Origin of the sequence: Pseudomonas sp. LAMO17WK12:I1 (assembly GCF_900177315.1) — a bacterium.
Lineage (GTDB): Bacteria > Pseudomonadota > Gammaproteobacteria > Pseudomonadales > Pseudomonadaceae > Aquipseudomonas > Aquipseudomonas marginalis.
The window spans coordinates 94,306-111,820 of the sequence record NZ_FWZV01000016.1; the positions used below are offsets into that span (position 1 = coordinate 94,306).

The window sequence follows — 17,515 nt, forward strand, 5'->3', positions numbered from 1 at the left end:
AACGTCAACGATAACGCGCCTGTTCAGAATGCCAGCGGTGTCCTTGGGTTCTTCGCGAGCAAGCTCGCTCCTACAGGGGGGGCGTGCTCACGCCACCCGATTCCTGCCCGCGCCCTTGGCCTCATACAAGCGCATGTCCGCGCGCTTGAGCAATGCCAGGGAGTCGCGGTCAGATGGCTCTGCCACGCCCACGCCGATACTCACCGTGACCTTGCCCACGATCGGGAACTTCGCGGCCGCCACGGCCACACGGATCTTTTCGGCAACCACGTCAGGGCTGTCCGGCGCTTCGACTTCCGGCAGCAGCACGGCGAATTCTTCTCCGCCATAACGGGCAACGAAGTCGGTGGCGCGCGTGGTGTTTTCTATCAGGGCTGCCAGTTGGCACAGCACATCGTCACCGATGGCATGCCCGTAGGTGTCGTTGACGCGCTTGAAATAGTCGGCGTCGATCAGCAGCAGGGCGAAGGTGCGACCGGTACGTTGGAACAGCAGGCTGTTTTCGGCGAGTTTTTCGTCGAAGCGGCGCCGGTTGAACACCCCGGTGAGGGCGTCGTGGGTGGCCAGCTTGAGCAGGTCGGCGTTGGCCTGGGTGAGGTCGGCGGTGCGTTGCGCCACGGTGGCTTCCAGGGAGGCGTTGGCGTCTTGCAGTTCACGTTCCTTGGCAAGCAGCGATTGCGTCATGCCGGTGAGCGATTGCCCCAGTTGGGCAATCTCCAGCACCGGGTGTTCCTGGGGAAAGACCGCGCCGGGCTGATGGTCCTGCACCTGTTTGGCGGACTTGGCCAGGCGTTCGATGGGACGGCTGAGGGAGGAGGCGAGGTAATACGCGGCCACGATAAAGATGATCGCTGCGAGCAGGCCGAGCACCAGTAATTTGTACAGCAGGCTGCGCGCCGGTTGCAGGGCTACGTCCAACGGCTGGCGCACCATGATGTACCAGCTCACCCGCGCGTTGGACGGGCTGGGGACGGCGACCGAGGCGGTGACGTAGCCGTTGTCGGTGAACCAGCCGGTTGGCGTGACCAGCTTGTCTTTAGGCATTTGCTCACCGGCGAGGGCTTCGGGGTAAAGCACCTTGCCATCGAAGTCGACAATCAAGGCCTCGATATCGGGGAGGGCGTCTTTTTGCGTCACGGCGGACGCGACGATCTGCGTCACCCAGCGCCAGTGGGCATGGGCGCCCAGCACGCCGATCGTCTCGCCACGGGCATTGTGAATCGGCGCGGCAAAGTCGATAAAGCGCAGCGGCTCGCCATTCGCCGCGCCTGGCAGCAGTTTGGCCAGCAACACCGCCTCGTGGGGATCGCCGGTGTACTCGCCGCGCAGGCCGGCCTGGAACCAGGGGCGTTGCTGCACCGATTGGTTGACCAGCAGCCCATTGACCGCCTGGCGCACACGCCCGTCGGCGTCGGCAACCCCCATCCACGCGTACTCGGCGCGCGATTGGGTGCGCAGTTCCATCAAGGCCAGGATGTCCGGCGCATCCAGGTCGCCACGGCGAAACAGCGGGGCCTTGCTGAGCAAGGACACTTCCAACTGCCGTTCGCGCAATTGCACGGCCAGCAGCGCCGCCGTCGAGCGCGCAGTGCTCAACAGCGTATTGGCACTGGCCTGTTTCATCTGCTCGGTGGCGATATGCCCCACATAGAAACCCACGCTCAACAAAATGAGCAGCGACAACCCGGCAAACCACAGGGTGAGGTGACTACGCAGGCTGGCTTTGATCATGGGTGCTCATTTGAATGGTTGTTTGGGGCCATGGTATGCGTAATAGAGGAGACGCGACCAGCAATGGGTTGATCTATTCACTGCCGGCAACATGAGCAGATCTTGTGATCATCTGGAATAAAATGAGTTTGTCTCACTATGCTCGTGTGCCGACAATGGCTGCCATTGAATACCTACAGTGGAGTTGTAAGTCATGGCAGTCGCTCATTCCCTCGGATTTCCGCGCATTGGACGCGATCGTGAACTGAAAAAAGCGCAGGAAGCGTTCTGGAGGGGCGAGTTGGACGAAGCTGGCTTGCGTGCCGTCGGCCGCGAACTGCGCAAGGCCCATTGGGACCTGCAAAAGCAGGCCGGTATCGAGCTGCTGCCCGCCGGTGATTTCGCCTGGTACGACCAGGTGCTGACCCACTCGCTGATGTTCGGTGTGATCCCCGAGCGTTTTCGCCCGGCCGATGGCAAGGCCACCCTCGACACCCTGTTCGGCATGGCCCGTGGCGTCAGCGACAGCTGCTGCGGCGGTGCCCATGCCCAGGAAATGACCAAGTGGTTCGATACCAACTACCACTACCTGGTGCCTGAATTCAGTGCCGACCAGCAATTCCACCTGGGGTGGGAGCAGTTGTTCGAAGAAGTTAAGGAAGCCCTCGACCTGGGTCACACCGTCAAGCCGGTGGTGATCGGCCCGCTGACCTACCTGTGGCTGGGCAAGGCCAAGGGTGGTGACTTCGACAAGCTCGACCTGCTTGAGCGCCTGCTGCCGTTGTACGGCCAGATCTTCCAGCGCCTGGCCGACCTCGGCGTGGAATGGGTGCAGATCGACGAGCCGATCCTGGTCCTCGACCTGCCGCAGGAATGGAAGAACGCGTTCGAGCGTGCCTACAACCTGATCCAGCGTGACCCGCTGAAAAAGCTGGTGGCGACCTACTTCGGCGGCCTGGAAGAGAACCTCGGCCTTGCCGCGAACCTGCCGGTGGATGGCCTGCACATCGACCTGGTGCGCGCGCCGGAGCAGTATCCGACCATCCTCGACCGCCTGCCGGCTTATAAAGTGCTGTCCCTGGGCGTGGTCAACGGCCGTAACGTCTGGCGTTGCGACCTGGAAAACGCCCTGGCCACCTTGCAGCACGCCCATGAAAAACTCGGTGATCGCCTGTGGGTGGCGCCATCCTGCTCGCTGCTGCACAGCCCGGTGGACCTGGGCCGTGAAGACCAGTTGGATGCGGAGCTGAAAAGCTGGCTGGCGTTCGCTGTGCAGAAGTGCGCCGAAGTGGCGGTGCTGGCGCAAGCCGTCAACCAGCCTGAAGCGCCCAACGTCCTCGCTGCCCTGGCCGAAAGCCGCGCCGTGCAGGCTGCCCGCGCTGCCTCGCCGCGTATCCACAAGCCTGCGGTACAGGCGCGTGTGGCAGCGATTACCCGCCAGGACAGCCAGCGCCAGTCGCCGTTTACCCAGCGCATCGAGAAACAACGTGCGGGCCTTAACCTGCCGCTGTTCCCGACCACCACCATCGGTTCGTTCCCGCAGACCGCGTCGATCCGCCTGGCGCGCCAGTCGTACAAGGCTGGAAAGTTGAGCGAAGCCGAATACGTCGAAGCCATGCACAGCGAGATTCGTCACGCCGTCGAGGTGCAGGAAAACCTCGGCCTGGACGTGCTGGTGCACGGTGAAGCCGAGCGTAACGACATGGTCGAGTACTTCGCCGAGCAACTGGATGGCTATGTATTTACCCGCTTCGGCTGGGTGCAGAGCTACGGTTCGCGTTGCGTGAAACCGGCGGTGATCTTCGGCGACCTGAGCCGCCCGAAGGCGATGACGGTGGAGTGGATCCGCTATGCCCAGGGCCTGACCGGCAAGGTGATGAAGGGCATGCTGACCGGCCCTGTGACCATGCTGATGTGGTCGTTCCCGCGCGAAGACGTGAGCCGCGAAGTGCAGGCCCGCCAACTGGCCCTGGCGATTCGCGACGAAGTGGTCGACCTGGAAGCCGCCGGCATCCAGATCGTGCAGATTGACGAAGCCGCGTTCCGCGAAGGCTTGCCGTTGCGCCAGGCGCACTGGCAGCACTACCTGGACTGGGCCACCGAAGTGTTCCGCCTGTGCGCCTCGGGCGTGCGGGATGAAACCCAGATCCATACGCACATGTGCTACAGCGAGTTCAACGATGTGATCGAGTCCATCGCGGCCATGGATGCCGACGTGATCACCATCGAGACCTCACGCTCTGACATGGAACTGCTGGACGCGTTCGAAGCTTTCGCGTACCCCAATGACATTGGCCCAGGCGTCTACGATATCCACTCTCCACGGGTACCGGATGCCTCGGAAATGGCCAACCTTCTGCGCAAGGCTGCAAAGCGGATTCCTGCCCAGCGCCTGTGGGTGAACCCGGATTGCGGGTTGAAGACGCGGGGGTGGCCGGAGACGGAGGCGGCGTTGATTCATATGGTCACCGCAGCTCGCCAGCTACGGGCTGAGTTGGCTTGATATCGTAAAAAATGTGGGAGGGGGCTTGCCCCCGATAGCCATGGGTATCTACACAACTGTTCAGCCTCTGACAAATCTCCCTGTGGTGAGCGGGCTTGTCCCGCGTTGGGCTGCGCAGCAGCCCCAGTAAAGCAGAATGCGGTGTATCAGAAACTCCATAGCGGCTGTTTTGGGGCCGCTACGCGGCCCAACGCGGGACAAGCCCGCTCGCCACAGGGGAACTCGCCAGTCTCTGAAAATTGTGTAGATACCTATGCCACGATGAGTATGGGCGAGCTCCCACATTTGGATCCGTGTCAGGTCAGAGGTATTTGAGCCAGGCCAGGTCGCGGCGGCGGGCCTTGAGCCCGGCGAACCAGCGCACCGGCGGGTAGAGCGCCAGGGGTAATACCAGCGCCATCAGCCACACCGCACCGATACTCTCGAAGCCAAAGTAGTTGCCCTGGTTCAGGCCAAGCAGCGCCACACAGGCGACATACAGCACTTTCAGCACATACAGGTGCAGCAGGTAAAAGAACATCGGTACGGACCCAAACACCGCCAACACGCCGATCCAGCGTCGATGCCCCGCGCGTTCAAACGCCAGCAACAGCAACAACCCAATTCCCAGCGTCAATGCCAGGAACAACAGCGAAGGCGGGTACTTGGTGACGTTGAAAAAACTCATCAGCGTCTGTACGCCGCTGTCATACGCCTGCCAGGGCTTTTCGCCATAGCCATTGAGCGCACGCAACAGCACAAAACCCGCCAATGCACTCACACCGCCGAGCAGCAAAAACCGCTGGCGCACGGCAGGCAGCGTGGCATTGGCAAACCACGGGCCCAGGCCGTAACCGAGGGCAATCACGCCGATCCACGGCAGCACCGGGTAAGTCGTGCGCAGGCGCAGGGTGTCAGACACGTCAATCCAACTGCGTTCATGCAGGATCGTCCACGGAATATGCAGCGCCGAGCCTGGATCGAAATGCAGCCCATCCAGCAGGTTGTGCCCGCCGATGATCACCAGCGCCAGCACGATCAACAGCGGGCGCGGCAACCACACCAGGGCGGCGAGGGCGAGCATGCTGATGCCAATCGCCCAGATCACCTGCAGATAGATCACGCTGGGCGGCAACTGGAAGGTCCAGGCGAAGTTGACCAGGGTGAACTCCAGCACCACCAGGAACAACCCGCGCTTGAACAGGAACGCCGACACATCGCGGCGGCCCTGGTATTTCTGGCCGTATAAAAACGCGGATAACCCCGTGAGCAACACAAACACCGGCGCGCACAGGTGGGCGAGGGTGCGGCTGATAAACAACGCGGGCTCGGTACTGTCGATGCTCATCGGGTCGCTGACCTGGCGATGCAGCAGGAAGGTCTCGCGTACGTGGTCGAGCAGCATGAACAGGATCACCAGGCCGCGCAGGGCGTCGATGGAGAGCAGGCGTTGGCGCAGGGGAACGGCATCGGTCATGGGCGGGATCACAGGGCAGGGCGGAAAATTGGCGTTATCCTATAACATTAATCGACGCGTTGCCCTCCATTGATCTCGCTTCTGATACCTTCAGTGAACTCACACCCGGAGACCCTGAGCATGAGCACCCCTCAAACCGTCATCGACTTCTGGCAGCACGCCGGCCCCAAGCGCTGGTTCGCCAAGGACGATGGGTTCGACGCCACCTTCCGCGATACCTTCCACGCCACCCACCTGCAAGCCGCCCGGCGTGAGCTGGAAAGCTGGCTGGATTCGGCCGAAGGCGCCTTGGCCTTGCTGATCCTGCTCGACCAATACCCACGCAATGCCTTTCGCGGCACCGCGCACATGTTCGCCACCGACCCGCTCGCGCGCCTGTATGCCCAGCGCATGGTGGACGCCGGGCTCGACCAGCAGGTGGAGCCGGCATTGCGCGCGTTCTGTTATTTGCCGTTCGAACACTCGGAAGACCCAAAAGACCAGCAACGCTCCCTGGCCCTCAACCAGCAACTGGATGCCAACACTTACCGCTGGGCCAAGGAGCACGCGCAGATCATCGAGCGCTTCGGGCGCTTTCCCCATCGCAATGCGGTGCTGGTCAGGGTCACCACGGATGAAGAGCGCGCCTTTCTGGACAAGGGCGGGTTTGCCGGTTAACCCGCTATTCCGCCCGGGAATGCCCCTATAAAAACCGCGCATTGTCTTTCTCGGCGCGCATCTCGTAGCGTAGGGCTTCACCCAAGGAGCCCCGTTATGAACCAGCCCCCGTTGCGCCTCTACGTTGATTCGCTCTACACCAGCCCGTACGCGATGTCGGTGTTCGTCACCCTGCGGGAAAAAGGCCTGGCCTTCGACCTGGTCACCCTGGACCTGGACACCGCGCAGAACCAGACGGCCGACTTTGCCCAGCTATCCGTGACCCAGCGCGTGCCGACCCTGTTGGAAGGCGATTTTGCCTTGTCGGAATCCTCCGCGATTACCGAATACCTGGACCAGGCCTACCCCGAGACCAGCGTGTATCCGGCCGATCCCAAACAGCGGGCGAGGGCACGACAGGTGCAGGCGTGGTTGCGCAGTGATTTGCTGCCGATTCGCCAGGAGCGTTCGACCCTGGTGGTGTTTTATGGGCAGAAAATGCCGCCGTTGTCAGCCGACGCCCAAGGGGCAGCCCGGCGCTTGATCAGTGCGGCGCAGGTGCTGCTGGCTGGCAACCCTTCGTACTTGTTCGGTGAGTGGTGCATTGCTGACGTGGACCTGGCGGTGATGCTCAATCGTCTGATTCTAAACGGCGACAGCGTACCTGCCGAGTTGGTGGCTTATGCGCAGCGCCAGTGGCGCCGGCCGTCCGTGCAGGCGTGGGTCAACCTGCAACGTCCTGCGCTGTAGCGCTGGCCGTCATTTGCATGACGCGCCGGTCCAGGTCTTCCCAATCGGCCATGCCCAGCACCCGCGTGGTGTTCAAGCCACGCAGGTAGCCGCGCAACTGCTGGGCACTGGCGTGCACCTGGTCGGCCTCCGACGCCTCATCCAGCAGTACCTGTTCATACTCGACCAGGTAATCGGCGACCCGCTCGCGAAACTCCGGCAAGACGGCTTCGCGGATACGGTCGAAGGTTTTCTGGTGGGGCTTCATGGCGTGGTCCTTATAGGTTTTATGTGAGCACTATCGGTTCAGATAATAGTCACCATCATGCAACGCAAGTTCTGTTTTTTCAGGAAAAGCGCAAAATCGCCTGCATCGAGACGCTGTTCAAGGAAATGCGCGATGAGGACGTTGATTCAGCTGGGTTTAATGATGCTGATGCTGGGCACTGTGATCGTCAATAACGCAGCGATCGCTGATGAATTGCGTGCAGGCCATTTGCTACCTATCGTCGGTAGCGTAGACTCCCTGCAGCATGCGCAATCGGTGGGGGTGTTGTTAAGCGATAACACCCGCGACAACCTCAGCTACCTTGAACGCTACCACGACATGGCCTTGAATGGCGCCAGGGATGCCCTTGACGCAGGTATCCGCGAGGCGTTCGTCAACAGCTCCGACCCGGAACTGGCCATTGATTGGTTGATCAGCTCGCTGCAGGGAACCTTTTTGTCGGTGACGGTCTACGACAACCTGGATGCCCTGGTGCAGGCTCGCCCCGATGTGGTGGTGATGCTCGATACCCATAACCAATTGCTGACCCAGCGCAACGATCAGGTCGAAGCGCGTTTTATCGCACGGTTTTATGACGCGAACCTGCAATACATCGCCAAGGCCGAAGGCTCGGTGCACAGGCAGGTGCCCTCGGTGTGGGTGCACGACAAGGCCGCACCGGAGATTGCCGCGCGGATCGAACAGCAGCGGGATGTGCAGCTCGATGCGTTGAAGCAGTTCGATGCCTCGCTCAAGGCACTGGTTCGCGCGGGTTGATGTGAACCTTTATTTTTAGACTCAGGATTTTTTCATGCGCTCTTTTTTCGTACCGGTCGCGGCCCTGTTGCTGGCCGGTTGTGTTTCCGCTCCCAATAATCCGACCTTGACCCTGCAAACCGGCAAGAGCCCGGATGACTATGTGCAATGCCTGCTTCCCAAGCTGGAAAAGCACGGCATCACGTCGACGGTGACCCAGAACTCGCGCCACGCCAAGCTGGTGTTGACCAGCAAGATTGCCGCCGATGACGTGCTGGAGGTCTACAAGGCGGGGGACGGCGGCAAGGTGTTTTTGTACGAGCGCAAGCCGCTGGCGTCGACCATTACGCCGTCGCGGCTTGAACAGGTGGCGCAGGACTGCAGATAACCCATGTGGGAGGGAGCAAGCCCCAATGCCGGTCAGTTAAGGGACAGAACGGGCAACCCGTCACCTGTGGCGAGCGGGCTTGCCCGCGTTGGGCTGCGAAGCAGCCCCAAAACATGGCCCCGGAGCTGTCTGGCACACTGCAGTGCTCTTATTGGGGGCTGCTGCGCAGCCCAACGCGGGGCAAGCCCGCTCACCACAGTTACAGTGTTCCTCCTTAACTGACTGGCATTGGGGCAAGCCCCCTCCCACATTTGAATCTGCATAAGGCCTAAGGTCTGGCTTCGTTGCTGAAGCTGTTAACCGTTTTCACCAGCCCTTGAGCCGCCAGTGCCACCAGCTCCCCACCTTTCTCCACCGTCGCCAGCGCCGGGTCCGAGCCCATGCGCCCGTCGGGGAAGCGGGCGCGGAAGTCCAGGGCTTCACGGATCGGCCCGGTGTTGGCGATCTGCGGGGAGTAGTCGGCCGACTTGATCGCGTCCGGATACGCCCACTGCGTCACCGCAATTTCCGAAGGCGTCGCATGGCTGCCATGGCCTACCGGGAATTGGCGGTGCGCCAGGTCAGTGACGCCTTCCAGGTCCCACCAGTTCACCAGCTTCAACGCAAACCCGGCAGGGCGACGGCCGAAGCTTGCCTCGGCGTACAGCTCGGAAAACGCCGCTTCAATCGTGGCGATATTGCCGCCGTGGCCGTTCAGGAACAGGATCTTGTCGAAGCCATGCCCGGCCAGCGAGCGCACCCAGTCGCCAATCGCAGCGATAAAGGTGGAAGGGCGCAGGGAAATGGTGCCGGGGAAACCCAGGTGGTGCTGGGCCATGCCGATATTGAAGGTGGGGCCGATGAGGATGTCGGCGTTCTTTTGCGCCTCATGGGCGATGATTTCCGGGCACATCCAGTCGGTGCCCAGCAGGCCGGTGGGGCCGTGTTGTTCGTTGGAGCCGATGGGAATCACCACCGTGCGGCTGCGTTCCAGGAACTGCCCGATCTCGATCCAGGTCGATTGATGTAGAAGCATGCGAAGCTCTCTTTTATCTGTGGGGACAGGCTAACCGCCACGGATTGTACGACTACTCGCCACCTGCTGGGGTCTGCAATTGAGGTACGTCGAGGACTTCAGCCAGCGTTGGTCGGGGTACCACGAAAACATGAACTGCCCATCCTTGAGCTTGTCCACCACCTGGCGTGCCACCTGCGGGCGCACGGCCGGGCAACCCTGGCTGCGGCCGATGCGGCCTTCGCGCTTGCTCCACAAGGGGCTGACGTAGTCGGCGGCGTGAATCACGATGGCGCGGTCGCGGGCCTGGTCATTGAACCCCGGCTCCAGGCCGTCCATGCGCAGCGAGTAGCCATGGGTGCCCAGGTAGCTTTCCTGGGTGCGGAACAGGCCCAGGCTGGATTGATGGCTGCCTTCCAGGTTGGAGAATTGGGTGGCGAAGTTTTCCCCGGACTTTGCGCCGTGGGCCACCAGGTCGCGCAGCACCAGGGTTTTCTTGCGCAGGTCGAAGATCCACAGCCGACGGGCGGTTGAAGGTTGGGAATAGTCAATCACGGCCAGGCGCTCGGAGCGTTCCTCGCCATTATTGACGGCGCACTGCACGGCGTTCAGGGCGCTTTTCAGTACGGTGGGATTGAGTTCTGGAGCCGAGCGCGCCAGGCTGTTATACAAGGAAGGAGGGTTGCCATTGGCGGCGAGCGCAGAATTGCTCAGTAAAGCCAGGCCCATGGTGACCAAACCAAGGCGGCATATAAAAGTCAGCATCTACAGTACATCCCCCACTGTGGATTGGAGCAAAGCTATTGTTCAAAAAACACGCATGTTACTTGAGCATTTGCCTGCTCGTTGCACCATTGGTCGCCACAGCCGACGTGCTGCCGGTCGAGCCGTTGCCGGTCACGACGCCGGCGCCGGTCGAACTGGCCCCGCTGCAACAGGCGCTGGCGCAACTGCCGGGTGTCTGCCCCGGCCTTGCGGCGCAGATAGACGCTGCCACGCAACTGCGCCTGCAAGCGTTCTACCAGCAGCAGGGGAATGGGCCGCTGTGGTCCGCCAATGATCGCCGCGAGGCACTGCACGCCCAATTGCAGCTGCTCGCCGATGACGGGCTGGACCCCACCCACTATAGTCTGCCTGCGGCGGATGCCACGGCCAATGTGCTGTGCAGCGACATCGACATCAGCCAGCACTACCTGCAAGCCCTGCAGGATCTGCATTACGGGCGCCTGCAGCAATCGCGCTTCGAACCGCTGTGGCATTCGCAGCCGCCCACCCGCGACCCCGACACCGAAGTGCTGGCCCTCGCTGCCCTCGGCCTGCAAAACATGGCGCAAGCCTTTGACCAGGCGCGCCCCAGCGCCGATCTGTACCGCAGCCTGCGCAACGCCTATGCCAGCGTCCGCCTGCAACCCTTGCCCCATTGGGATCCGGTCGGCAGCGGCCCGTTATTGCGTCCCGGCATGGACGACCCGCGCGTCCCGGAACTGGCCCGTCGGCTCCACAGCGGTGGCTACCTGTCTGCAGAACCCAAGGGCGCCGGCAAACAATACGGTCCGGAACTGGTCACGGCGGTGAAGGCCTTCCAGCTCAGCCACTCCCTGCAATCGGACGGCGTGATCGGCGCCGGCACCGTGGCCGAACTCAATATCAGCCCGGCCATGCGCCGCGAACAGCTGCGCATCAACCTCGAGCGTTTCCGCTGGCTGGCCCAGGACCTGGAGCCCGAAGGCGTGCTGGTCAACGTCGCCGCCGCGCAACTGAGCGTGTACCAGAGCGGCATCCCGGTGTGGCAGACCCGCCTGCAGGTGGGCCGCGCCGAACGCCAGACGCCGCTGCTCAAGTCACGCATCACCCGGCTGACCCTCAACCCCACCTGGACCATCCCGCCCACCATCATGCGCGAGGACAAACTCCCGGCCATCCGCCTCAACCCCGAATACCTGCGCCAGCAGAACCTGCAAGTGCTCGACGCCGAAGGCCACCCGCTGGCGCCGGAAAATATCGACTGGGCGCGCCCCGGCAATATCCTGCTGCGCCAGGAAGCCGGCCCGCGCAATCCACTGGGCAAGATCGTGATGCGCTTCCCCAACCCGTACTCGGTGTACCTGCACGACACCCCCAGCCAACCGCTGTTCACCAAAGGCCCACGGGCGTTCAGCTCCGGTTGCGTGAGGGTTGAACAACCGCTGTTGCTGCGCGACCTGCTGGTCAGCCCGGCCGAACGCGCGCGCACCGATGAACTGCTGGCCACCGGCGTGACCCATGAATTCCGGCTGGCCACCCCGGTGCCGGTGCTGCTGGGCTACTGGACAGTGCAGGTCGACGGTCAGGGTGACCTGGTGTATGCGCCGGATATTTATGGGCGCGACCTGGTGTTGATGAAGGCGATGGGGAGTGTGCTCTAGGGCATTGCCGTGTGGGCAACGATTGACGCGACGGCCTCGGTAGCTGTCACGGAGGCCGTGTCCAGGGTCAACACGGGTTGGCCCCAGCGCTCGTATTCGTGCGTCGATACCGACTGCCAAGTCGGCGGCGTCAACCCAGGAATGTCGCCCGTACGGGTTTCCACCCGGCGCCGGTGTTCCTGTGCGTCTGTACACACCACCTGAATATTGACCAGCGCCACGTCTGCCGTCGCGGCCGTCGCTGTCCACGCTGCCCGGCTTTCCTCGACCGGGTTCACGCAATCGGCGACGACCCTATGGCCCAACTGCAAGTTACTCAGCGCCAGCGCATTCGCCACGTCGTAACCGCTGGCACCGACATCACCCGCCAATACGCCAGCGTCGCGAATCGCCTGTTCGATGACATCGATGCGCAGGTAAACCGCACCGGTCTGGCGCGCCAACTCGCGGGCAATCGTGGTTTTGCCGGTGCCGGGCAGGCCGCTGAAGACGATAAGCATGCTTGACTCTCGATAAGCTTGGGTCGGTTCAGGGTATCCTCCCGTTCCCCCACCGGTCGACCCCAGGACAGCCCATGACCTTGCCGTTCACAAAAATGCACGCCCACGGCGACGACTTCATCATCATCGACCGCCGTGGCCTGGACGACCCTATCACCCCCGAGGTCGCCCGTCGCCTGGGCAATCGCCACACCGGCATTGGCTTCAATCAACTGGCCGTGGTGCTCGACTGCGAAGACGCCGCTGCGCGCATCAAGTTCTGGAACCCCAACGGCACGCCGCTGCAAACCTGTGGCAGCGCCACGCGTGGGGTGGCCGACCGTTTGATGCATGAAACCCGCAGCGATTCGGTTGTGCTGCGCACCGACCGGGGCCTGTTGACCTGCGTGCGGGTAGCGGATCGTCAAGTGTCGGTCAACATGGGCGCGCCGTCCCTGGACTGGTCGGCCGTGCCGCTGGCCGAGGCCATGGATACGGGTAGGTTACCGCTGGCGGGCGACCCGGCGGCGTGTAGCATGGGCAACCCCCATTGCACGTTTTTTGTGGCCGACATCAACGCCATCGATCCGGCCGCCGTCGGCCCGGCGCTGGAAATTCACCCGCTGTTCCCGGCCAGGACCAATGTGCATTTCGTGCAGGTGCTCGACCGTGGGCATATCCGCCTGCGCATCTGGGAGCGTGGCGGCGGCGTGCCGCTGGGTTCCGGTTCGTGCTGCTGCGGCGCGGTGGTCAATGGCATCCGTCGTGGCTTGCTGGACGCCACGGTGCAGGTGCAGTGCGACGGCGGTACGGTCACGGTGCACTGGGACGGGCAGGGCGGTGTGGTGTTGACGGGCAGTGTGGAGCCGATCATGCAGGGCAGCGCCTACCTGTTCTGAAACGTCACCGTGAAGGTGGTGCCGGCCGTGGCACAGGAACTCACCGCCACATCGCCGCCATGGACCTTGGCCAACTCCCGCACGATATACAGGCCCAGGCCCACGCTGCGCACGTCGCTGCCCTGGTCGGTGCCACGGGTCATGGGCTCGAACAGCCCGGCCAGCAAACCTGCCGGAATCGCCGTGCCGTGGTTGTGCACCGCCACTTCGCAAGCGCCGGCACCCAGGCGCGAGGTGATGGTGATCGGTTGTTGCGGATCGCCATAGGCCACGCTGTTGGCCACCAGGTTGCCGATGATTTGCTGCACGCGATCGGCATCCAGGCAGGCGTCGCCACGGCCCTGTGCGTGATGCTTCAGCGTTGCCTTGGGGAACGCCACGCGCAGTTCGTCCACCGCGCGATGGATCACCTCGTGCAGGTCCAGCGGCGCCGCCTTGATGGTGATGCCCTGGCCGACCCGTGCCTGGGTAAAGTCCAGCAGGTCGGCGATCATCCGTTGCGCGCGCTCGGAGGACTGGCCGATGTGCCCCAGCAGTTGGCGCTCCTTGGGCGTGCGTTCGCCACGGCTGAGAAAGTCCGAGGCCATGCGGATCGCCGTGAGCGGGTTTTTCAGGTCATGGCTGACAATCGCGACCATCTGCTCGGCAAACAGGGCGCGCCGCTGGGCGATGGCATAGGCCTCGTTCAGTTCGGCCTGGGCTTGTTGCAGCGCGACTTCGGTGGCGGTTTTTTCCTGCAACAGCGCTTCGGCCAGGTGGCGCGCGTTGAGCAGCTCGCGCTCGTACTTGTCGCGGTCGGTGGTGCCGAACAGCGCCAGGTCGTACACCACCGAGCCGGCCTGTTCGCGTTTGTTGCCGTTGAGCAGCACGGTCAGCTTGTGGCCGTCGCGGTGCAACAGGTCCAGCTTCACCTCGGTGACGCTGCCGTGCATGCGCAGCATGGGCGCCAGGTGAGTCTGGTGGAAGATCCTCCCGCCCATGCTCAGCAGGTCCTGGAAACGCCGGCCCTGCAGCTCGGCGATGCTGAACCCCAGCCAGTCGCTGAAGCGTGCGTTGGCCTGCAGGATCGTGCCATCTTCCGTGGTGACGGCCAGGGCGCAGGCGGCGCTGTCGAACACATCAGCCGGCACGTGCTGCCATCCACGGCGCGAGGAAGGCATCCATGGCCGCCGCGCAGGCCTGCGGCGCGCTCATGTGCGGGCAATGGCCGACGTTGTCCACCAGGCAATAGGTGCTGTTGGGCAGCACGCTGTGCAGGTATTCACCCACGGCCACCGGGGCGATCAGGTCGTCACTCGATTGCAGGATCAGCACCGGGGTGGGCAGGCCGATCACGTCCTGGCGGTTGTCCGACATAAAGGTCACGCGCGCGAACTGCCTGGCGATCTCCGGCTCGGTGCGGCAGAAACTCTCGGTCAACTCGTCGCTCAGCGCCGGTTGGCCGGGGGCTCCCATGATCACCGGGGCCATGGCGCTGGACCAGCCGAGGTAGTTGCTGTCGAGGGTGTCGAGCAGGTCGTCGATGTCGGCGCGCTTGAAACCGCCCACGTAGCCATCGTCATCGATATAGCGTGGCGACGGGCCGATCATCACATGGGCGGCGACACGGCCGGGGGCCAGGCGGTCGGCGAGGGTGCCGATCATGGCACTGACCGAGTGTCCCACCAGGATGACCGGGCCCTCGGCAAAGGCCTCGATGATCTCGTTCAAGTCGCGGGCATAGCCGTCCAGCGCGCTGTACTTGGCCTTGTCAAAGGCGTTGAGGTCGGACAGGCCTGCGCCCGTCAGGTCATACATCACCACGCGAAAACGCTCTTTGAACTGCGGCGCAAGGCAGTTCCACATGGCCTGGTTGCAGCCGAAACCATGGGAAAACACCAGGGTCGAGGGCCCGTCACCCATCACGTTGACGTTGTTGCGCTGGAGTAGGCCCATGGGGATCTCGAAGTTATGGCGTATTGCTAGGTGTGCTGCAGTTTAGATAGTCGATGGCTTTGGGTCACGCGTTATAGCGCCGATAGGGTAAAGTCGGCGCCTTCAGGAAGAAACTTCAGGTAACAAACATGATGCGGTGGTTGCGGCAATCCGTCTTGAGTCTGCTGGTATTGATGTCCGCCGGCCTGTTTATCACCGCCCAGGCCGAGACGTCGCCCATCGGCGTAGCCCTCGACCAGCGGGTGATCGACCTCACCAACACCCTCGACGCCGCCACCACCACCCGTCTGCAAGACCAGCTCGCCGCCCTTGAGCAGCGCAAAGGCGCGCAGGTGGCGGTGTTGCTGGTGCCCACCACCCGTGGCGCGAGCATCGAGGACTACGCCAACCAACTGTTCCGCGCCTGGAAACTGGGGCGCAAGGATGTCAACGACGGCATCCTGCTGGTGGTGGCCAAGGACGATCGCAAGGTGCGCATCGAGGTGGGCTACGGCCTGGAGGGCACGGTGACCGACCTGCTGGCCCACCGGATTATTGAAGAACACATCACCCCGGCCTTTCGCCAGGGCGACTATACCGGCGGTGTCGAGCAGGGCGTGAACGACCTGGTTGTCCTGGTGGATGGCGGTGACTTGCCGCAGGTGGCCGGGCACGGCGGCAGTCTTGAGGCGCTTGCGGTATTGCTGGCGTTCGTGTGCGGTGCCGTCGGTGGCGTGCTGGTTGCGGCGCGCAAGCTGGGCTGGCGGGGGGCGTTGATCGCCACGGCAGTCGTTACCGTGGCGCTGGTGGTATTCGCCGGTGGCCGGGAATGGCCGATGTACCTGCTGGTACTGCCGCTGACCCTCCTGATCGGCGGCGCCACCTTCGGCGCCTTGTGGCTGGCGCGCACGGCGTTCTACTGCGTGATAGGGCTGTTGGCCTACATCGCCGGGGTGGTGATCGCCAACCGGTTCGTGGAAGTCAGTTATATCCATTGGCTGGTGTGGCCGTTTGGCGCGGCGTTGGTGCTGGGCTTGTACCTCGGGTTGTTCTTCGTCATCAGGGCATCCTGGAAAAAGCGCCCGCGCTTTTTCCTCCTGCGTGCGCTGGCAGTCATGGCCATCTACGTCGCTGCGGGGACACTGCTGGGGCACGGGTATCAGGGCTGGATCGTGGCGATTCCAGTGGCCTCCTTCGTGGCGTTTATCGTGTTTGTGCAGAGCATTGCCAGTTCCGGCTCGGGGTCCGGCTCGGGCGGTGGCTCCGGTTCGGGTTCCAGCGGCTCCAGCTCCAGCAGCAGTTCCTCGGGGGGCGGTGGTTCCAGTGGCGGTGGCGGGGCGTCGGGGAGTTGGTAACCGGCGGTTGTTCGGCCTGACGCCAGGCTGCAAACGGCTGCCTGGCAAAGCCCTGGACGTTACAGCCGCTTGGACAGAAACACGCGACTGCTGCCTGCCGGTTCACAAGGGACCTCCCCGAACCGCACCCACCCATGCTTTTCATAAAAGCCCGGGGCCTGAAAACTGAGGGTATACAGCACCGCGTTCGCGCAGCCGCGACGCCGGGCTTCGTGCTCAAAGGCGTGCAGCAACCGGCTGCCCAGGCCCGTGCCGCGCAGGGCCTCGGGCAGGTGGAACAGGTCAAGGAAGGCCATGCCCAAGGTGGTTTTGCCGGTGATGCCGCCGACGGTCTGCCGGGTCTCGGGATCCTTGAGCAATACCGTCAGTGGCAGGCGGTCGTTGTAGCCGGCGATACCTTCGTTGAACGCAGCCAGGCCGCTGCCGAGAATACGCTCGGCGTCGGGATTGGCCTGGTCGCTGACTTCAATAAGCGCTGCGGTCATTGCAAAACCCTCCGTGGGTTAAAGCGTCATCAGCATTTCATGCCAGGCCATGCCGCCATGATCCGAGGGCGACGGCTGGACATAGGAGTAGCCCATGCGGGTGTACAACGGCACATGCCGTTCCTTGCACATCAGGTGAATCGTGCGCTTGCCCATCGCGCGCATGCGCTGCACGAACTCGCTCATCAGCACCTTGGAATACCCCTTGCCCTGATGCGCCGGGTCGACCACCACCGACATGATCACTACATTCGGCGCCTCGGCCGAATGCCCCACCAGTTCCTTGAAGGCCTCGTCCGACATCATCACTTCGTGGGCGCAGCCGCCGTTGATAAAACCCACCACCTCGCTATCGGCTTCCAGGATCAAAAAGCCTTGCGGGTATAGCGCAATACGCGTGGCGATCTTTTCCAGGGTCGCGGCTTCGTCGCCCTCGTAGGCGGTGATTTCAATCTCGTAGCAACGGGCGGCGTCGGCGGGGAGGGCGTTGCGTAAGGTGAGGGCGGGCATAGGCGTTTCCTGGGGCGTTGAGCGAAAG

General features: G+C 63.0%; 18 protein-coding genes. 8 read left to right on the forward strand and 10 right to left on the reverse strand.

Annotated features, from left to right (window positions below; all coding sequences use genetic code 11):
* Positions 1–87: 87 nt before the first annotated feature.
* Complete coding sequence (locus tag B9N88_RS26880; RefSeq protein ID WP_027607235.1) at positions 88–1,731, reverse strand: sensor domain-containing diguanylate cyclase; 1,644 nt, start codon at positions 1,729–1,731, stop codon at positions 88–90.
* Between the two features lie 193 nt (positions 1,732–1,924).
* Here B9N88_RS26880 and metE point away from each other — a divergent pair, with 193 nt between their 5' ends.
* Entirely contained in the window at positions 1,925–4,213 is a 2,289-nt protein-coding gene (gene metE / locus B9N88_RS26885) for a 5-methyltetrahydropteroyltriglutamate--homocysteine S-methyltransferase (protein ID WP_027607234.1), read from the forward strand.
* A 301-nt stretch (positions 4,214–4,514) separates the two neighbouring features.
* On the opposite strand, the gene B9N88_RS26890 is transcribed toward metE, so the two are convergent.
* Positions 4,515–5,669 carry an acetyltransferase domain-containing protein gene (locus tag B9N88_RS26890; protein WP_027607233.1) on the reverse strand — a complete coding sequence of 385 codons (1,155 nt, stop codon included), beginning with the start codon at positions 5,667–5,669 and terminating at the stop codon, positions 4,515–4,517.
* 120 nt (positions 5,670–5,789) lie between these two features.
* Between B9N88_RS26890 and B9N88_RS26895 the strand changes: the two genes are divergently transcribed.
* Positions 5,790–6,326, forward strand: a complete 537-nt coding sequence (locus B9N88_RS26895) for a DUF924 family protein (RefSeq protein WP_143491271.1) — start codon at positions 5,790–5,792, stop codon at positions 6,324–6,326.
* Between the two features lie 96 nt (positions 6,327–6,422).
* Complete coding sequence (gene yfcF, locus B9N88_RS26900; protein ID WP_027607231.1) at positions 6,423–7,055, forward strand: glutathione transferase; 633 nt, start codon at positions 6,423–6,425, stop codon at positions 7,053–7,055.
* Here the strand turns inward: yfcF and B9N88_RS26905 are convergent.
* A complete protein-coding gene (locus tag B9N88_RS26905; protein ID WP_027607230.1) occupies positions 7,030–7,302 on the reverse strand; it encodes a hypothetical protein in 273 nt (90 codons plus the stop codon). The two genes, yfcF and B9N88_RS26905, sit on opposite strands and share 26 nt — an antisense overlap.
* 132 nt (positions 7,303–7,434) lie before the next feature.
* On the opposite strand from B9N88_RS26905, the gene B9N88_RS26910 reads away from it, so the two are divergent.
* The gene (locus tag B9N88_RS26910; protein ID WP_027607229.1) at positions 7,435–8,079 is read left to right on the forward strand and encodes a hypothetical protein; all 645 of its coding nucleotides are present in this window, start codon (positions 7,435–7,437) and stop codon (positions 8,077–8,079) included.
* A gap of 34 nt (positions 8,080–8,113) precedes the next feature.
* A complete protein-coding gene (locus B9N88_RS26915; RefSeq protein ID WP_027607228.1) occupies positions 8,114–8,446 on the forward strand; it encodes a YajG family lipoprotein in 333 nt (110 codons plus the stop codon).
* Positions 8,447–8,714: 268 nt separating this feature from the next.
* On the opposite strand, the gene B9N88_RS26920 is transcribed toward B9N88_RS26915, so the two are convergent.
* Both B9N88_RS26920 and B9N88_RS26925 read right to left on the reverse strand, forming a co-directional pair.
* Positions 8,715–9,461, reverse strand: coding sequence for a creatininase family protein (locus B9N88_RS26920; protein ID WP_027607227.1), 747 nt, complete (start codon positions 9,459–9,461; stop codon positions 8,715–8,717).
* A 30-nt stretch (positions 9,462–9,491) separates the two neighbouring features.
* Positions 9,492–10,205, reverse strand: coding sequence for a murein L,D-transpeptidase catalytic domain family protein (locus B9N88_RS26925; protein ID WP_027607226.1), 714 nt, complete (start codon positions 10,203–10,205; stop codon positions 9,492–9,494).
* Between the two features lie 38 nt (positions 10,206–10,243).
* On the opposite strand from B9N88_RS26925, the gene B9N88_RS26930 reads away from it, so the two are divergent.
* On the forward strand, positions 10,244–11,845 hold the full coding sequence (locus B9N88_RS26930) for a L,D-transpeptidase family protein (RefSeq protein ID WP_027607225.1): 1,602 nt from the start codon (positions 10,244–10,246) through the stop codon (positions 11,843–11,845).
* Here B9N88_RS26930 and B9N88_RS26935 read toward each other — a convergent pair.
* A complete protein-coding gene (locus tag B9N88_RS26935) occupies positions 11,842–12,345 on the reverse strand; it encodes a P-loop nucleotide/nucleoside kinase family protein (RefSeq protein WP_027607224.1) in 504 nt (167 codons plus the stop codon). The genes B9N88_RS26930 and B9N88_RS26935 overlap by 4 nt on opposite strands.
* Before the next feature lie 74 nt (positions 12,346–12,419).
* Between B9N88_RS26935 and dapF the strand changes: the two genes are divergently transcribed.
* A complete protein-coding gene (dapF, locus tag B9N88_RS26940) occupies positions 12,420–13,223 on the forward strand; it encodes a diaminopimelate epimerase (RefSeq protein WP_027607223.1) in 804 nt (267 codons plus the stop codon).
* On the opposite strand, the gene B9N88_RS26945 is transcribed toward dapF, so the two are convergent.
* Together B9N88_RS26945 and B9N88_RS26950 are read right to left on the reverse strand one after the other, a co-directional pair.
* Positions 13,211–14,353, reverse strand: coding sequence for a PAS domain-containing sensor histidine kinase (locus tag B9N88_RS26945; protein ID WP_027607222.1), 1,143 nt, complete (start codon positions 14,351–14,353; stop codon positions 13,211–13,213). The two genes, dapF and B9N88_RS26945, sit on opposite strands and share 13 nt — an antisense overlap.
* Positions 14,343–15,158 carry an alpha/beta fold hydrolase gene (locus B9N88_RS26950; RefSeq protein WP_027607221.1) on the reverse strand — a complete coding sequence of 272 codons (816 nt, stop codon included), beginning with the start codon at positions 15,156–15,158 and terminating at the stop codon, positions 14,343–14,345. Before B9N88_RS26950 ends, B9N88_RS26945 begins: the two co-directional genes overlap by 11 nt.
* 128 nt (positions 15,159–15,286) lie before the next feature.
* Here B9N88_RS26950 and B9N88_RS26955 point away from each other — a divergent pair, with 128 nt between their 5' ends.
* Positions 15,287–16,492: a TPM domain-containing protein gene (locus B9N88_RS26955; protein ID WP_027607220.1), complete on the forward strand. Its 1,206-nt coding sequence runs from the start codon at positions 15,287–15,289 to the stop codon at positions 16,490–16,492.
* A 59-nt stretch (positions 16,493–16,551) separates the two neighbouring features.
* Here B9N88_RS26955 and B9N88_RS26960 read toward each other — a convergent pair whose 3' ends face one another.
* Together B9N88_RS26960 and B9N88_RS26965 are read right to left on the reverse strand one after the other, a co-directional pair.
* On the reverse strand, positions 16,552–16,977 hold the full coding sequence (locus B9N88_RS26960) for a GNAT family N-acetyltransferase (RefSeq protein ID WP_027607219.1): 426 nt from the start codon (positions 16,975–16,977) through the stop codon (positions 16,552–16,554).
* Positions 16,978–16,995: 18 nt separating this feature from the next.
* Complete coding sequence (locus B9N88_RS26965) at positions 16,996–17,487, reverse strand: GNAT family N-acetyltransferase (RefSeq protein WP_027607218.1); 492 nt, start codon at positions 17,485–17,487, stop codon at positions 16,996–16,998.
* Between the last annotated feature and the right edge of the window lie 28 nt (positions 17,488–17,515).

Coding starts and splice junctions, on each gene's coding strand:
- B9N88_RS26965 (WP_027607218.1), bottom strand. CDS start 17,487: ATGCCCGCCCTCACCTTACGCAACGCCCTCCCCGCCGACGCCGCCCGT.
- dapF (WP_027607223.1), top strand. CDS start 12,420: ATGACCTTGCCGTTCACAAAAATGCACGCCCACGGCGACGACTTCATC.
- B9N88_RS26960 (WP_027607219.1), bottom strand. CDS start 16,977: ATGACCGCAGCGCTTATTGAAGTCAGCGACCAGGCCAATCCCGACGCC.
- B9N88_RS26935 (WP_027607224.1), bottom strand. CDS start 12,345: ATGCTTATCGTCTTCAGCGGCCTGCCCGGCACCGGCAAAACCACGATT.
- B9N88_RS26905 (WP_027607230.1), bottom strand. CDS start 7,302: ATGAAGCCCCACCAGAAAACCTTCGACCGTATCCGCGAAGCCGTCTTG.
- yfcF (WP_027607231.1), top strand. CDS start 6,423: ATGAACCAGCCCCCGTTGCGCCTCTACGTTGATTCGCTCTACACCAGC.
- B9N88_RS26880 (WP_027607235.1), bottom strand. CDS start 1,731: ATGATCAAAGCCAGCCTGCGTAGTCACCTCACCCTGTGGTTTGCCGGG.
- B9N88_RS26920 (WP_027607227.1), bottom strand. CDS start 9,461: ATGCTTCTACATCAATCGACCTGGATCGAGATCGGGCAGTTCCTGGAA.
- B9N88_RS26925 (WP_027607226.1), bottom strand. CDS start 10,205: ATGCTGACTTTTATATGCCGCCTTGGTTTGGTCACCATGGGCCTGGCT.
- B9N88_RS26955 (WP_027607220.1), top strand. CDS start 15,287: ATGATGCGGTGGTTGCGGCAATCCGTCTTGAGTCTGCTGGTATTGATG.
- B9N88_RS26895 (WP_143491271.1), top strand. CDS start 5,790: ATGAGCACCCCTCAAACCGTCATCGACTTCTGGCAGCACGCCGGCCCC.
- B9N88_RS26910 (WP_027607229.1), top strand. CDS start 7,435: ATGAGGACGTTGATTCAGCTGGGTTTAATGATGCTGATGCTGGGCACT.
- B9N88_RS26915 (WP_027607228.1), top strand. CDS start 8,114: ATGCGCTCTTTTTTCGTACCGGTCGCGGCCCTGTTGCTGGCCGGTTGT.
- metE (WP_027607234.1), top strand. CDS start 1,925: ATGGCAGTCGCTCATTCCCTCGGATTTCCGCGCATTGGACGCGATCGT.
- B9N88_RS26950 (WP_027607221.1), bottom strand. CDS start 15,158: ATGGGCCTACTCCAGCGCAACAACGTCAACGTGATGGGTGACGGGCCC.
- B9N88_RS26890 (WP_027607233.1), bottom strand. CDS start 5,669: ATGACCGATGCCGTTCCCCTGCGCCAACGCCTGCTCTCCATCGACGCC.